Source organism: Pseudomonas sp. NA-150 (assembly GCF_044336365.1).
Taxonomy (GTDB): domain Bacteria; phylum Pseudomonadota; class Gammaproteobacteria; order Pseudomonadales; family Pseudomonadaceae; genus Aquipseudomonas.
The window spans coordinates 1,487,501-1,501,993 of sequence record NZ_CP172305.1 but is presented as its reverse complement, the minus strand read 5'-3'; the positions used below and the strand labels follow the sequence as shown (position 1 = coordinate 1,501,993).

Annotated in this window: 12 protein-coding genes, 2 rRNA genes and 2 pseudogenes (1 of these 16 running past the window's edge); 11 read left to right on the top strand and 5 right to left on the bottom strand. The window is 53.4% G+C overall.

Annotated features, from left to right (window positions below):
- Positions 1 to 319: 319 nt before the first annotated feature.
- A pseudogene (locus ACF0H7_RS07265) lies at positions 320 to 631 on the top strand (transposase); the annotation flags it as partial.
- A 42-nt stretch (positions 632 to 673) separates the two neighbouring features.
- Here ACF0H7_RS07265 and ACF0H7_RS07260 read toward each other — a convergent pair.
- Both ACF0H7_RS07260 and ACF0H7_RS07255 read right to left on the bottom strand, forming a co-directional pair.
- A complete protein-coding gene (locus tag ACF0H7_RS07260) occupies positions 674 to 1,111 on the bottom strand; it encodes a GNAT family N-acetyltransferase (protein ID WP_397453849.1) in 438 nt (145 codons plus the stop codon).
- A gap of 274 nt (positions 1,112 to 1,385) precedes the next feature.
- Complete coding sequence (locus ACF0H7_RS07255; protein ID WP_397452098.1) at positions 1,386 to 1,991, bottom strand: hypothetical protein; 606 nt, start codon at positions 1,989 to 1,991, stop codon at positions 1,386 to 1,388.
- Between the two features lie 186 nt (positions 1,992 to 2,177).
- Between ACF0H7_RS07255 and ACF0H7_RS07250 the strand changes: the two genes are divergently transcribed.
- From ACF0H7_RS07250 to ACF0H7_RS07240, 3 genes are all read left to right on the top strand, one after another.
- Positions 2,178 to 2,702, top strand: a complete 525-nt coding sequence (locus ACF0H7_RS07250; RefSeq protein WP_397452097.1) for a D-alanyl-D-alanine carboxypeptidase family protein — start codon at positions 2,178 to 2,180, stop codon at positions 2,700 to 2,702.
- Positions 2,703 to 3,128: 426 nt separating this feature from the next.
- On the top strand, positions 3,129 to 3,665 hold the full coding sequence (locus ACF0H7_RS07245) for a 2,4'-dihydroxyacetophenone dioxygenase family protein (protein ID WP_397452096.1): 537 nt from the start codon (positions 3,129 to 3,131) through the stop codon (positions 3,663 to 3,665).
- Between the two features lie 103 nt (positions 3,666 to 3,768).
- Complete coding sequence (locus tag ACF0H7_RS07240; RefSeq protein ID WP_397452095.1) at positions 3,769 to 4,668, top strand: LysR family transcriptional regulator; 900 nt, start codon at positions 3,769 to 3,771, stop codon at positions 4,666 to 4,668.
- Between the two features lie 41 nt (positions 4,669 to 4,709).
- Here the strand turns inward: ACF0H7_RS07240 and ACF0H7_RS07235 are convergent, their stop codons facing one another.
- Positions 4,710 to 5,378, bottom strand: a complete 669-nt coding sequence (locus tag ACF0H7_RS07235; RefSeq protein ID WP_397452094.1) for a cupin domain-containing protein — start codon at positions 5,376 to 5,378, stop codon at positions 4,710 to 4,712.
- Positions 5,379 to 5,728: 350 nt separating this feature from the next.
- Here ACF0H7_RS07235 and ACF0H7_RS07230 point away from each other — a divergent pair, with 350 nt between their 5' ends.
- From ACF0H7_RS07230 to ACF0H7_RS07200, 7 genes and pseudogenes are all read left to right on the top strand, one after another.
- Complete coding sequence (locus tag ACF0H7_RS07230) at positions 5,729 to 6,781, top strand: ABC transporter substrate-binding protein (RefSeq protein WP_397452093.1); 1,053 nt, start codon at positions 5,729 to 5,731, stop codon at positions 6,779 to 6,781.
- 174 nt (positions 6,782 to 6,955) lie between these two features.
- On the top strand, positions 6,956 to 8,035 hold the full coding sequence (locus ACF0H7_RS07225) for an ABC transporter ATP-binding protein (protein WP_397452092.1): 1,080 nt from the start codon (positions 6,956 to 6,958) through the stop codon (positions 8,033 to 8,035).
- Positions 8,036 to 8,045: 10 nt separating this feature from the next.
- Positions 8,046 to 9,293 (top strand): ABC transporter permease, encoded by a 1,248-nt coding sequence (locus ACF0H7_RS07220; RefSeq protein WP_397452091.1) that lies wholly within the window; start codon positions 8,046 to 8,048, stop codon positions 9,291 to 9,293.
- 5 nt (positions 9,294 to 9,298) lie between these two features.
- The gene (locus ACF0H7_RS07215; RefSeq protein WP_397452090.1) at positions 9,299 to 10,123 is read left to right on the top strand and encodes an ABC transporter permease; all 825 of its coding nucleotides are present in this window, start codon (positions 9,299 to 9,301) and stop codon (positions 10,121 to 10,123) included.
- Positions 10,124 to 10,222: 99 nt separating this feature from the next.
- Entirely contained in the window at positions 10,223 to 11,470 is a 1,248-nt protein-coding gene (locus ACF0H7_RS07210; protein ID WP_397452089.1) for an aspartate aminotransferase family protein, read from the top strand.
- Between the two features lie 277 nt (positions 11,471 to 11,747).
- Positions 11,748 to 12,014 (top strand): annotated as a pseudogene (locus ACF0H7_RS07205) (transposase domain-containing protein); the annotation flags it as partial.
- A 119-nt stretch (positions 12,015 to 12,133) separates the two neighbouring features.
- Entirely contained in the window at positions 12,134 to 12,661 is a 528-nt protein-coding gene (locus ACF0H7_RS07200) for a hypothetical protein (RefSeq protein WP_397452088.1), read from the top strand.
- A 756-nt stretch (positions 12,662 to 13,417) separates the two neighbouring features.
- On the opposite strand, the gene rrf is transcribed toward ACF0H7_RS07200, so the two are convergent.
- Positions 13,418 to 13,533, bottom strand: a 5S ribosomal RNA gene (gene rrf / locus ACF0H7_RS07195).
- A 136-nt stretch (positions 13,534 to 13,669) separates the two neighbouring features.
- Positions 13,670 to 14,493, bottom strand: a 23S ribosomal RNA gene (locus ACF0H7_RS07190) (it continues 2,067 nt past the right edge of the window).

Sequence of the window (14,493 nt, the reverse complement as noted above, 5' to 3'; positions counted from 1 at the left end):
GGCAGCTAAATACCGGCCGAATGTCGACTCGGCGCCGCTCGATGCAGCACCCTCGGCATTCTGAAGGGCGGCTTGCTTGACAGACTTTCAATGAGGTCATATAAAAAATATGACCTCATTGGAGATTTGCCATCATGACTGATTCAGCAATGCTTTCGGCTAAACAGGTACGAGCTGGTCGCGCGCTTCTGGCTTGGTCCCAAGAGGAATTGTCGAAGAAAGCCGGCATCGCAGCGTCAACACTGGCAGATTTCGAATGAGGACAGCGCACCCCTGTCCCAAATAATGCTCATGCAGTCAGAGGAGCCCTAGAAAGCGCAGCAGAGCACTCGATTACAGCCTGAAACGCTGGGCAGCGCTTTCACGCTACCTCGATGACGGGGCCGTACCCATTGACAATAATTGGGCCGAGAACCAGATCCGACCATGGGCTCTTGGACGCAAGAACTGGCTCTTCGCCGGGTCACTACGCAGCGGAAAACGGGCGGCGGCGATCATGAGTTTGATCCAGTCGGCACGGCTCAACGGGCATGATCCGTACGCCTATTTGAAGGATGTCCTCACGCGCCTGCCGACGCTGCGGGCGAGTGAAATTCCCGAGTTGCTGCCGTATAGGTGGCAACCGCTTTAGTTACGCAAGTCGGTGGTACCCGCACGCATATATTTGGCGAACCTAACTTTGCTCTTGGCTTTGAACGCGCTTCTGCATGAAAAAGCGACTGTGCCCTGGAGGATAATCCTTCAGTTCGCCAAATACGCTGAAGCCAAGTCGATGGTAAAAGTCTGGTGCCTGAAATGAGAATGTATCCAGCCAAATACCCAGACATCCTTTTTCGAGAGCCAATTGTTCTGCCATGTTCATTAGCTGCGACCCAAGTCCTTGTCCTCGGGCGACTTCGGGTACGGCAAGCAACTCGACAAATAGCCACTGTCCGAACACCTTGGCATACAATCCGCCCAAGGGTTTACCCACGTCGTCCTTGATCAGCAATGCTATTTTTTCGGCATTTGTCAGCGTGGCCTGTTCTTGGTTAAACGCTCTTAACGGCGCCAGAATCGCCTGATAATCGGCTTCTTGAGGTGCTAGTTCGACTTCAATCCGTAAATTCACAGTGTCTTCCTTTGAACTGATATCCAAGAATGCTCTTCAATATAACGGAAGTCGCCAAAGAGACAATGCTCAACCAATGTCACCGTCCGAGAAACACACCTTCCGGATCCCATCGCTTTGGGCGATGGTGGACAGCAAATACGCGGACACCTTCGTCCTTGCTGGCGTTCGCAATGTGTGTTGGCTGAACGCTTACGGAAGGTGTGTTGCCCGGACGGTTACGCTGGTTGCAAGGTGTTATCGACATATGCTTACACCCTTGTCTTACTACACGTTAGATAAGGATGCCACGGCCAGCGAAATACCTTCCAAAATCTTGCGCATCCATCGTCACATTTTCCTGTGACTCTACGCTGTGACCAGACGGATTATGGAATGTCAGATAGTCCCCCGAAACGTTAGTCACCAAAACGAGGTGTCCTCCTTTCTTCGGTGGCTCACGCTCTGGCCACCTAATGAATGGATGCACGGAGGCAATGAAGAATTGTGCGTTTCCTAAAAGTGCTCCTATGTTCTCAACCGCCACATTCGTAACTATTTCGGCGTCAATGCTAAAATCCTTCTTCAGCATTTCGTTGAAGGGTGCGTATATCATTCCCCGAATGCTGCCTTCCTCCTGTAGGTAGGCCCCATACTTTTGCGCACGTTCCAAGAGGAAAAATGTCGGGTGAACGATGCCCGTCCTTGCGGCGAGTACCATCTTCAGGCAAGCCATTCCGCAAATGTGATTGGCCCAGAGTGCGTACTCTTCCGCAGACGGTGCACCGGACTCTTCCCACAAAGGATCATCATAGAGAGGGTGGTTGCCGGCAATAATGGCGGAAGCTAAATGCCGTGATTCCCATTGGCTGAAGTAGGGCGCGGTGCTTGTTAATGTCATGCATCACCTCACAATAGTGACCGCTGATAGAGAGAAAAATAGAATTCGATTTTCGATTCAGGACAGGCACTGTCGTCCTTGATGCAAGGCTTCCGGCGCGATTGTCTAGCACTAGGCCAACGAGACCTGAGCTTACGTACGCCATATGGTAAGCTAGTTCACCAATCGGGTTTCGGGGTTAGCAAGATGCGTTACACACCCTCGGCTCTGCGCATGCTCGACAGCCTTCGCATACCATTACAGTCCATTATCAGTCGCAATCTACAAGAGTTCGCTGAAGCCAAAATCCTTGACCTTGCTGAGACTGACGAAAACGGTAGAGAGCATTGGCTACAACCCGATGCTGCCGAGGCATGGCGGAAGCTGAAAGCCGCCGCCAGCATGGATGGGGTACAAATCTACATTATTTCGGCATTCAGAAGCATTGAACGGCAGGCGGGAATAATCAAAAGAAAATCAGACTTAGGTTTGAGCATTCAACACATTCTTACGGTCTCGGCGCCCCCATTCTTCAGCGAGCACCATACTGGGTGTGCAGTCGATATAGGTGCTCCCGAAAGTCCTGCCTTGGAGCCCGAGTTTGAAAATACACGAGCCTTTAGATGGCTGGAAGAAAACGCAGAATCTTTCGGTTTTCGGATGTCCTATCCAATCAACAACACCAATGGATACGCTTTTGAGCCTTGGCATTGGCGGTTTATGCATGGGTAACGTCAAATCAATTTGTTACGCATGATCCATCTGGGCGGTAGCCATATGCTGGCCTGATTCATCAAACTGGGTGAAGGTGTATTGCCCGGACGGTTACTAAACAGCGTGTGTTCACAACGAAAGACAGCCCAATGGAAAGGAATATGAAAACCCAAGGACTAGCCTGGCTTTCCAAATGACACAACGCAAGGCCAGAAATTGGCCTATTCGGCCCGCTCCTCATCGGCTGCCAAAGCATTAGTGCAGCACCGTTATCCTCCTATAGCTCTTGATCCAACCTGCCTAACTTTGCAGCGACCTATGACGAACGTTCACAGCGGGTGTGCTACCGACACCCTTTATCAACGCGCGTTGCTCGCTTAGTCTTTCCTCTACCTGGACACCCAGCCTCCAGCGATTTCGATCACCGACCGTGGAAGGACAGCAATGAGCACAGCGCCAAAGCCAGACGAACTTGCAATCCCCTACCAACTGCCGCAAGTGCCGTACATGACCCCAGACATGGTGCATCCGGGGGTGCTGACCGACTGGCTGGAGGACGACAAATTGTGGGTGCCTGTCACCAGCTCAGTGTCGTTCAAACCATTGCTCTTGAGTACCACAGGTGGGTATTACATCAATCTGCTCCGGGTTCGTCAGTCCGGAGTGCTGTCGCGACACCGCCATTCCGGGGGTGTACACGCCCTGGTGTTGAAAGGACGCTGGTACTACCTGGAGCATGATTGGATCGCTACCGAAGGTTCCTTTGCCTACGAGCCACCCGGCGAAACCCACACACTGTTTGTGCCCGAAGACGTTGAGGAAATGATCACCTGGTTCCACGTTCAGGGTGGCTACACCTACGTTGATCCACAGGGCGTTGCGGTGGGTTACGAAGACGTCTTCACCAAACTTAAAGCGGCACGTAAACACTACAAGGAACTGGGCTTACCCGATGACTACATCGAGCAGTTCATCCGCTGATAACAAATATCAGAAGCACAATCGCGCCTTGGGGCGCGCTTGTTGTTTGAGGGGCAAAATGCTGGCAGGCTGCATTTCAAGTGTTTGCTGTCGAGAGGTGCGGATGGATAACTACTCACAGATGCTTGCCTTCATGTGGGCCAACGAGCATGGGAATTTCTCGGCCGCCGCACGCGCCAACGGGTTGACCCCCTCGGCCATCAGCAAACTGATCACCCGCCTTGAAGACCGGTTAAAGGTGCGACTGTTTCAACGCGGCACCCGCAACCTGACGCTCACCGAGGAAGGCTCGGCCTACCTGGTCAGCGCCCGCGAGGTAATCAATGCCATGGCTGAGGCCGACTCATTGGCCGAGGCCTTTCCGAACCGAGTCAGTGGTTCGTTACGCATCCATACGATGACCACCTTCGCCAAACACCAGATTTTACCGTGGCTCCCTGAATTCCTCGCGTTGTACCCCGGACTGACCGTCGACATCCAGGTCGGCGCGCAATACGTTGACCATTTCGAGCAAGGCCTAGATCTGGCCATCCACAGTGGCGTGCTTCCTGATTCGTCAAGAATCGCAAAAAAAATTGGTGAAAGCGCATGGATCACCTGTGCTTCACCAGCGTACCTGGCTCGCAAGGGCAGTCCTAGTCAGCCAAGAGACCTGCTCAATCACGACTGCTTCAACTTCGGTTTTAACAGCGCATGGAACAACTGGAGATTTCTAACGAACGATGGGCAAGTAACGATTCCCATCGCGCCAAAAGCAGTCTTCGCCCAAGGAGACTTATTGCGAGAGATGGCTCTGGGGGGAGCCGGAATCGTCAAACTTGCCCAATTCCACATTGGCGCTGATATCCAACAGGGTCGACTGATTCCACTGCTGACTAATTACGACATCCCCACAAAAGAACCAATTTATCTAATCTATTCCAACAGAAAACATTTGAGCCCGAGAATCCGCGTGTTTCGCGACTTCATGCAAGCGAAATTGCTAGAAACGCCTTGGGATTGAAGCCACGGACATTCTACGCCCAATGAACGCTCACCGAGGGTTTAGAACGTGGGAGGTGAAACCGCACTCACCACCACGCAGACCTCGTCGAACGGATTTCTCATCCGGTGCGGCAGACGGCTGTCAAAGTAGTACGCGTCGCCGACCGACAAAATACGCACCTCATCGCCAACGGTCATTTCCAGTCGTCCTTCGATGATGATGCCGCCCTCCTCAGCCTCGTGGGAGTAAAGCTCTTCGCCTTCCTGCCCCGTATCGGCACCCGGCGCATAGCGTTCGTGAAGAATCATCATCGAGCTGTTAGCCAGATTCGCACCTACCTGCCGGTAAGAAAGTTTCTTGCCGTCTGCCAGCTCAACCAGTTCGTTGGCCTTGTAGAACACCGCGCGATCCACAACCGCAGAGTCAGAGAAAAACACGCTCAAAGTGATATTCAGCGGCCGCAGCAAACGCTTGAGGATGCTGACCGACGGACTGGATTTGTCCCTTTCGATAATGGACAAGGTGGCATGCGGAACCCCGGCTTGCTCAGCCAGACCGCGTATCGACAATCCCCGGCTTTGCCGAAGGGCTTTGAGCCTTTCACCTACCGACGCAGTTTCTTCGCTCGGAACTGCCTCTGCGGGCGACTCCTCGGGCGCATGTGGATTCCGGCTGATTGCCGATGTTTCTGTCACGGTTGATTCCTCACATGAGCTGACCACAGCCATGGTCAGCCGCTCTATACGTCACTTACGAAGTAGACCGGGATCTTTGGGTGAGTGATCACGCACCCTCTTGGGTTGATTCGCACCATCACGACTCACCTGTGGAAGGCAAAAGTAACACGGCGAGGACGTTAGTCGTCCAGCGCGCCACTACTCAATGGGCTATTACTGCAAAAAATTAACCCGGTTATTTGCCGCTAAAAACCAAATTTTAGACGTTAAAAATCAACCGCTTGCCGTTTACACGGGCGATTTTAGTTTTTTACGCGCACAAAAAATAAAACTTGCATCGTTGATTTCTGAGTGGTAAAAATTTTTACCACAACAACACCACATCTGCGTCGAGGTTACAAATGCACAAGCCATGCCACGCTTTAGCCGTTCTCGCGTTTGCCGTTGCAGCTATCACCGTATCCCAAACGGCTAGCGCTCGCGACCTAACCATCGTGTCTTGGGGAGGAAGCTTCCAGGACGCCCAACGTGAAATCTTTTTCACACCGTTCGGCCAGCAAACCGGTAAGAAGGTCCTCGACCAAAGCTGGGACGGCGGTGTCGGTGTGCTTGACGCCAAGGTCAAGGTGGGCAGCCCGAATTGGGATGTTGTCGAAGTAGAGGCCGAAGACCTCGCGCTGGGCTGCGATTCTGGTCTATACGAAAAAATTGATTGGGCCAAAGTCGGTAACAAGGCCGACTTTGTCCCTGAGGCGGTTAACAACTGCGGCGTCGGCGCAATCGTCTGGAACACCGGCGTGGCATGGGACAGCGACAAGCTGAAAACAGCACCCACCTCTTGGGCCGACTTCTTTGATACCGACAAATTCCCAGGCAAGCGCGGCCTGCGCAAAGGGCCGAAATACTCCCTGGAATTCGCCCTTATCGCGGACGGTGTAAAACCGGCTGACGTTTACAAAGTGCTGCGTACCCCTGAAGGCGTGGACCGTGCGTTCAAAAAGCTGAACTCCATCAAATCAAGCATCGTCTGGTGGGAAGCCGGTGCACAGCCGCTGCAAATGCTCTCCGCAGGTGACGTGGTGATGAGTTCCGCCTACAACGGCCGCATCACCGGTTTTAACCGCAATGAAGGCAAGCACTTCAAATTCCTATGGAACGGCAGCGTGTCTGCCATCGACTCCTGGACCGTGCTCAAAGGTAGCGAGAACAAAGCTGCTGCCATGGACTTCATCGGCTTTGCGAGCAAACCCGAAAACCAGGCCAAGCTACCCAAGTTCATCGCCTATGGCTTGACCAACAAAAAAGCCAACGACCTGGTTCCCACCGACCTGAAGGCTGATCTGCCGACAACCCCGGAAAACATGGCTCAGGCATTACCGCTGGATGTTGAGTTCTGGGTGGACAACACCGAGGCACTCACCGAGCGCTTCAACGCGTGGATCGCCCAACAGTAACACTCTGCCCCAGCCACTCCCGCCACCTGTTGCTGGGTTCAGTTTTAACAATACGCAGTGCCGCCCAGTCGCCGTGCGCGACTGGCGCGTTCAATGATTGCTTCTTCATTTTGCATGAATAGGCAGATGAGTAGCGAAGACGGATCCTGCCTACTCCCTAATGAGGGTTGCGACATGAAACACCTAGTCAGTTTTAAAAACATTCAAAAGACTTACGACGGCTTTCGCCCCGTTGTGAAAGACCTGAACCTAGATATCAAAGAGGGCGAGTTCGTTACCCTCCTCGGCCCCTCCGGCTCGGGTAAAACCACCAGCCTGATGATGCTCGCTGGTTTTGAAACGCCCACCCATGGCGAAATTTTTTTGAACGACAAACCGCTGCATAACCTTGCACCGCACAAACGCAATATCGGGATGGTGTTCCAGAACTACGCGCTGTTCCCGCACATGACCATCGAGGAGAACTTGGCGTTTCCGCTGTCCGTACGCAAAATGAACCGCATAGAGCGCAGCGAAAAAGTTCGTCGTGCACTGGACATGGTAAAGCTCAACGATTTCGCTAAACGCTATCCGGCACAAATGTCCGGTGGTCAGCAACAACGAGTTGCCCTCGCCCGTGCCTTGGTGTTCGAACCCAAGCTGGTGCTCATGGATGAGCCACTCGGCGCCCTGGACAAGCAGTTGCGTGAACACATGCAACTGGAAATCAAACACCTGCACAAACAGTTGGGCCTGACTGTGGTCTACGTGACTCATGACCAGAGCGAGGCACTGACGATGTCGGATCGGGTCGCGGTATTCAACGATGGCGTTATCCAGCAAATCGACACCCCGGCAACCATCTACGAAGCGCCGACCAAAACCTTCGTGGCTCAGTTTATCGGCGAAAACAACACGCTGATTGGCACCTTGTCTTCCCAGGAAGGCCCGCACGCCCTGGTGCGTCTTGCTGATGGCAGCCTTATCCGGGCGATCAGCGTTGCAGCGGCGCAGATTGGTCAACAGGTGGCGCTGTGCATTCGCCCGGAGCGGGTCAACGTCAGCCCGGCTGGCAGCACCCCGCTGACCGCGCGGATTCAGGAATACATCTACCTGGGCGATCACGTCAGGATGATCACTGAGATCGCCGGGCAAGCCAATTTCATGATCAAGCTGCCTGCCACGCAAATGGACAGCAGCTGGACAGTGGGCAGTTCCATTTCCCTTTCCTGGGCGCCTGAGCATATCCGTACGCTCGACGTGACCAAACATTGAGCCATCGATCATGAGTCAGATAGCCTCCATCGTTCAAACCTACGACGACACCACAGACCTGAGGGCCAAACTCAGAAAGTCCGAACGCGCCTATAAAATGAAATCTTTGGCGCTGATCGCGCCGCTGTTTTTGTTCATTCTGGTGTGTTTCGCATTTCCTATTGGCACCATGCTCAGCCGCAGTGTCGACAACCCCGAAGTCAATACCTCGCTGCCTGCGACCACCGTTGCCCTGAGTTCATGGGACGGACAGGCGCTGCCAAACGAAGCCGCCTACGCTGCCCTGATCAAAGATTTAGTGAACGCCAAAGAGAACGGGCAGATCCTCGCCCTCAGCAAACGCCTGAGTTATGAGATTGCTGACTTTCGCACCGTGATCAGCAAGACCTTGCGCACGCTCCCGAACGACAGCGTGGTGTCGAAACGCGATGCCTTGATTGAAACGGATAAAGCCTGGGGTGACGTCGCCTACTGGAAGGCGCTCAAACAGGCCTCGTCAAAGCTGACGCCGTACTATCTGCTGGCGGCACTTGATCACCGCTTCGATTCAGCCACCGCAAACATCGTCAAGGCTGAGCCTAATCAGTCGATTTACGTCGATATTTTTGCTCGCACCTTTTACATCGGCGCCATTGTCACCGTGCTGTGCCTGCTGCTTGGATTTCCGGTGGCTTACTGGCTGGCCATGCTGCCAGAAGGCAAAAGCAACCTGCTGATGATCTGCGTGCTGCTACCGTTTTGGACGTCGTTGATTGTTCGGACCGCCGCATGGATCGTGCTGCTGCAATCCGATGGGTTGATCAATCGCACGTTGATCTTCCTGGGGGTTATCGACGCCCCTATCCAGCTGGTTTTCAACCGAACCGGCGTCATCATCGCTATGACCCATGTCCTGTTGCCGTTCATGATTTTGCCGTTGTACAGCGTGATGAAAAGTATACCGTCGAACTACGTTCGCGCCGCCATCTCCTTGGGTGCGCATCCGTTCGTGGCGTTCTGGCGGGTGTACGTCCCTCAAACCTACGCAGGCCTGGCAGCGGGCGGGTTGCTCACGTTCATCCTTGCCATCGGCTATTACGTGACACCTGCACTGGTGGGCGGCGCTGCGGATCAGATGGTCAGCTACTTTGTCGCGTTCTACACCAATAAAACCGTGAACTGGGGCATGGCCTCGGCGCTGGGCAGCCTGTTGCTCATCGCCACGCTGCTGCTGTACGCGGTGTACGGCAAGCTCACCAATCAGACGCAGGCGAGGTAATCGACATGTTGCAGCCCTACGCATCACTCGCCGAAAAAATCGCCCGGTTTGGACTGGTGGCCGCCTCCATTCTGATCCTGTTGTTTCTGATCGTGCCGATACTGGTGATCATTCCATTGTCCTTCAACTCCTCGTCGTTTCTGACGTACCCGATGGATGGCTTTTCGTTCCGTTGGTATCAGGAGTTGATGTCATCGCAAGAATGGCAACAGGCGTTTAAAAACAGTTTCATCATCGCCCCCGGTGCAACCTTTCTGGCCATGATATTTGGCACCATGGCTTCGGTCGGTTTGTGCCGAGGCAACTTCCGCTTCAAAAGCCTGGTCATGGCGTTTCTGATCTCGCCGATGATCGTGCCGTTGATCATTGTCGCGGTGGGCCTGTACTTTTTCTTCGCCAGGCTGCAACTGCTCAATAGCTACATCGGGCTGGTGTTGGCGCACGCCATGCTTGGCGTTCCCTTTGTTGTGATCACGGTCAATGCAACCCTGCAAGGTTTCAACACCAACCTGAGTCGAGCCGCCGCGAGTCTCGGCGCGCCGCCACTGACTGTGTTTTTCAGGGTCGTGCTCCCACTGATCGCACCCGGCGTGATTTCCGGTGGTCTGTTCGCCTTCGCCACCTCGTTTGACGAAGTCGTGGTGACCCTGTTTCTGGCCAGCCCGGAGCAGCGCACCTTGCCGCTGCAAATGTTCGCAGGGATCAGAGAGAACATCAGCCCGAATATCGCCGCCGTTGCAACCATCATGGTGGTCCTGTCCGTGCTGATGTTGCTGACCCTGGAAGTGCTCCGGCGGCGTAACGAAAAGCTGAAAGTAAAACAAGAATAACGATACCGACGCCGTCCATCACGCCCGTCAAGAATCCTGTAATACCTCCCGGTTTGTATTCTGGGGAAGCTAATTACTGCCAAAGTTCAGAGGTTTAGAATGACTAATTTAGTGGGTGATGTATCAAGTGCCGCCCGAATCCTTCCTGAGCTTAACGGTGAAAAACTGTTTATTCAGAAGGGAAAAGGCGCTTATCTGTGGGATGACAAGGGTCGCAAGTACATCGATACCGCACTGGGTTTTGGCGCAGTTTTACTGGGCCATTCCAATGACTTGGTGAATGCCGCCGTTGCACAGGCATTAGCCGACAGCGCAGCCCCGTCTTGGGCTCATGTACGCGAACATGGCGCTGCGACCGATCTGGCCCGGCACACCGGCGAACTGAGCAAAGTCATCTTCACCAACTCTGGTAGCGAAGCCGTACACCTGGCCTGTCGGGCGGCCCGCGCGTACACCGGTCGAGGCAGGATTGCCAAGATGGCAGCCGGCTTCGACGGCTGGTTCGATGACGTCAGCTTCGGCAATGTGACGTCGCAGGAAGCCTGCTTCGAAGACGGCGCCCGTCCTTCCACCGAAAGGACCACGCTGATCCGCTTTAACGACTTCCTCGACGTTGAGCGGCTGTTCGCTGAAGACAACGACATCGCCGCCATCATCCTGGAACCGATGCTGGCTAACGCGGGCTGCATCATGGCGCTGCCTGGATATCTCAAGCATGTGCAAGACGTCGCCCACCAGCACGGCGCGCTGGTGATTTGTGACGAGGTGCTGATGGGTTTCCGCCTGTACGCCGGGCTTGCAGGTGTGCGCGAAGGCCTGGACCCCGATCTTGCGAGCGTCGGTAAAGCGATCGGTAACGGCGTACCAGTATCAGCGGTGGTCGGCAAGCCGCACATCCTTGCGGGCTTCGAAGAAGGTCGTGTCGCTCGCGGGGGCACCTTCAGCGGCAACCCAATGGCCTGTTCCGCCGTCACCAGCACCTTGTCGCAACTGGACGACAGAGACTATGAACACCTGATCCGCCGAGGTAACGAACTGCGTGTTGCCATTGAAGCCATATTCAATTCCCATGGCATGACGGTCACCACCAGCGGATACGGCAACGTCTTTGGTATATGGCTCGCTGCCCACGCTCCGACGACATACGAGGAAGCGTTGCGCAGCGCAAACCTGGTGTTCACCAAAGCTCTTCACCTTGCCTTGCGTGAAGCTGGTGTATTGATGATGCCGTCCCCCTATGGACGCATCTATATTTCTTTCGATCACAACCACATCGTGGTTGGAGAGATGAAAGTCGCGTTCGAAAAAGCCGCTACAAAACTGAGCGAGCAGTTCGCCAACGCTTGAGCCGGGAAGGAAGCCGTACAGCCTCCTTCCCTTCCGCCTTCAAGCAAACGCCACCGTTGAGGAAGTGCAAGCGTTCGGGGGTCACACTTTCCGAACTCCAACATTTCGGGGTTAGACCAAATTATCTAGACACCATCGCCTTTGGCGTCGGGGTCCGGAAGGCGTGTTGTCCGGCCGGTTACGAAAGTAGACGTAGAAGGCTGGAAAACGGCTTCTACAACGGTTGATACTTGCGATCTACTAGTCACCGGACCGACGATTAGGGGTACCCGATCCGAATGATGGCGCGGTGCCTATTGATAACAACCATATCGAGCAGCATATTCGGCCATTGGCTCTTTGGCGCAAGAATTGGCTCTTTGCAGGGTCATTGCGCCGCGGAAAACGGGTGGAGGAGGTCATGAGTTTGATCCAGCAGGCCAAGCTCAATGGGCATGACCCATATGATTGATTGAAAGACGTCCTGGCGCGGCTCCCGACGCAGCGGGCGAGTGAAATTGCCGAGCTGTTGCCGCATAACTGGATGCCGTTACGCAATCTATGATGCCCATTTGCTTACCGCAAGACAGAATGTCTAGCCATATATCTTTAATCAGCTTGATTCCTCTCAGTGTCCAGCGGCGCATCGGATATGCTGTTTTTTTTGCACATGAAAGGTGAGTCATGCGGTTGCGCAAAAAAAAATTTTACGCGGTTTCCTTTCTGTTTGCGTTAGCTGGGGCTTTAATAGTCTGGCAGCTTTGCCTCATTGGCCGTCAGCCCGGCCCATTTGGTTATGGTGAAGCAGCCATCCAAACCATGCGTGGAAAACTGGTTTATGCGATTGTGCCCGGCAGGAGACAAATTCAAGTGGCTCAATACCTGTTTGAGGACACTGAAACGGGAAAGCTCAAGAAATTTTATGATCTGTTCACCAGCGATTCAATCAGGTTCGACAGGGACAAAGGGAAAGTTTTTGAGCTATCTGTCATAAACGACCAAATTCTTTCTTGCGGGCTGGATGGACAGCAATTTTGTTTTGCAAAGTGCGGTTCCGCGCCCCAATGCGAAGCTCGTATGGTGATATTTGAGGCCGCTAGAGAGGATCAGTCCTGGTGGAATCTTCTGAACTGTCTAATTGTTTTATGCTTTTTATATTTCTGGAAAGTGTGGAGGAACAGACCTTTGCACCAGGCCACAAGCATCCCTTGAAATCAGAAAAGCGGATCGGTGGAGATCACCTTAGATAAACACCATCGCCCTATGCGATGGCATCAAGTGTGTTGGCCGGACGGTTACGTTTTTTGCCGCAAACGATTCGGTATTCGACTTAATGGTGTGCCGACGTCCTCATCTCACCTTCGTACGCCCAGCTGGATACCTTCATCGCCTTAGCGATGGTCAACCGATTGTCTTCACGGAGACCACATTGAAATACTTGAATTTCTGCTTTTTGACCGCTCCTTTTGCGTCGATCTCCGCGGTCAATGTGCTTAAGGAGTCTAACTCATAGAAAAATAATTCGGTGATACCCTTAAAATTCTTTCGAGACCTTTATTGTCACCTGAATTCTCGGAGAGTGAGCCCTTGCCTGAGTGACTGGTGATGCTCTGCCGATTTCAGTCACACCATAGTAAGAACTGAGGAACTCGGCTGGATCCTTCAGCAAAGGGGACCTCTAATTGGCCAACTAGGGGAGAGTTTTTCAATAGAATCGACCGGAAGCCGACGTTTTATGCCGGCTGCTTATTAATTCTATTTAGCTTGGCTCGAACTGGCCTACCACCGAGCCTATGAACATATAAGTCGGCATCGACACCGTGCTTTCGTAGATAGTGGGGTGCTCAGTGCGGCGAAGCCACGTTATTCTTGCCGGCCAACGCGTATTTCGTGACAGTCTTTGAATACTTTTTTTGATGACAAACAAAACCCCTATCTGTATGCGCAGATAGGGGTTTCGGAATTTAATCTTGACGATGACCTACTCTCACATGGGGAAACCCCACACTACCATCGGCGATGCATCGTTTCACTGCTGAGTTCGGGATGGGATCAGGTGGTTCCAATGCTCTATGGTCGTCAAGAAATTCGGGTACTGACGCGTCTTTCAACGTTTCAGCAAATCGGGTATGTGATAGCAATCTGTGTGCTGCAAATTTTCGTCGTTTGCGTCTTCACACCTGCATTTGCTTGTCTCTAAGCAAATTGCTTGGGTGTTATATGGTCAAGCCTCACGGGCAATTAGTATGGGTTAGCTCAATGCCTCACAGCACTTACACACCCCACCTATCAACGTCGTAGTCTTCGACGGCCCTTCAGGGGACTCAAGGTCCCAGTGAGATCTCATCTTGAGGCTAGTTTCCCGCTTAGATGCTTTCAGCGGTTATCTATTCCGAACATAGCTACCCGGCAATGCCACTGGCGTGACAACCGGAACACCAGAGGTTCGTCCACTCCGGTCCTCTCGTACTAGGAGCAGCCCCTCTCAAATCTCAAACGTCCACGGCAGATAGGGACCGAACTGTCTCACGACGTTCTAAACCCAGCTCGCGTACCACTTTAAATGGCGAACAGCCATACCCTTGGGACCGGCTTCAGCCCCAGGATGTGATGAGCCGACATCGAGGTGCCAAACACCGCCGTCGATATGAACTCTTGGGCGGTATCAGCCTGTTATCCCCGGAGTACCTTTTATCCGTTGAGCGATGGCCCTTCCATACAGAACCACCGGATCACTAAGACCTACTTTCGTACCTGCTCGACGTGTCTGTCTCGCAGTCAAGCGCGCTTTTGCCTTTATACTCTACGACCGATTTCCGACCGGTCTGAGCGCACCTTCGTACTCCTCCGTTACTCTTTAGGAGGAGACCGCCCCAGTCAAACTACCCACCATACACTGTCCTCGATCCGGATAACGGACCTGAGTTAGAACCTCAAAGTTGCCAGGGTGGTATTTCAAGGTTGGCTCCATGCAGACTGGCGTCCACACTTCAAAGCCTCCCACCTATCCTACACAAGCAAATTCAAAGTCCAGTGCAAAGCTA

Excerpts from the sequence above, each read along its gene's own strand:
- ACF0H7_RS07255 (WP_397452098.1), bottom strand. The coding sequence starts at position 1,991 with ATGACATTAACAAGCACCGCGCCCTACTTCAGCCAATGGGAATCACGG.
- ACF0H7_RS07250 (WP_397452097.1), top strand. The coding sequence starts at position 2,178 with ATGCGTTACACACCCTCGGCTCTGCGCATGCTCGACAGCCTTCGCATA.
- ACF0H7_RS07245 (WP_397452096.1), top strand. The coding sequence starts at position 3,129 with ATGAGCACAGCGCCAAAGCCAGACGAACTTGCAATCCCCTACCAACTG.
- ACF0H7_RS07240 (WP_397452095.1), top strand. The coding sequence starts at position 3,769 with ATGGATAACTACTCACAGATGCTTGCCTTCATGTGGGCCAACGAGCAT.
- ACF0H7_RS07235 (WP_397452094.1), bottom strand. The coding sequence starts at position 5,378 with ATGGCTGTGGTCAGCTCATGTGAGGAATCAACCGTGACAGAAACATCG.
- ACF0H7_RS07230 (WP_397452093.1), top strand. The coding sequence starts at position 5,729 with ATGCACAAGCCATGCCACGCTTTAGCCGTTCTCGCGTTTGCCGTTGCA.
- ACF0H7_RS07225 (WP_397452092.1), top strand. The coding sequence starts at position 6,956 with ATGAAACACCTAGTCAGTTTTAAAAACATTCAAAAGACTTACGACGGC.
- ACF0H7_RS07220 (WP_397452091.1), top strand. The coding sequence starts at position 8,046 with ATGAGTCAGATAGCCTCCATCGTTCAAACCTACGACGACACCACAGAC.
- ACF0H7_RS07215 (WP_397452090.1), top strand. The coding sequence starts at position 9,299 with ATGTTGCAGCCCTACGCATCACTCGCCGAAAAAATCGCCCGGTTTGGA.
- ACF0H7_RS07210 (WP_397452089.1), top strand. The coding sequence starts at position 10,223 with ATGACTAATTTAGTGGGTGATGTATCAAGTGCCGCCCGAATCCTTCCT.
- ACF0H7_RS07200 (WP_397452088.1), top strand. The coding sequence starts at position 12,134 with ATGCGGTTGCGCAAAAAAAAATTTTACGCGGTTTCCTTTCTGTTTGCG.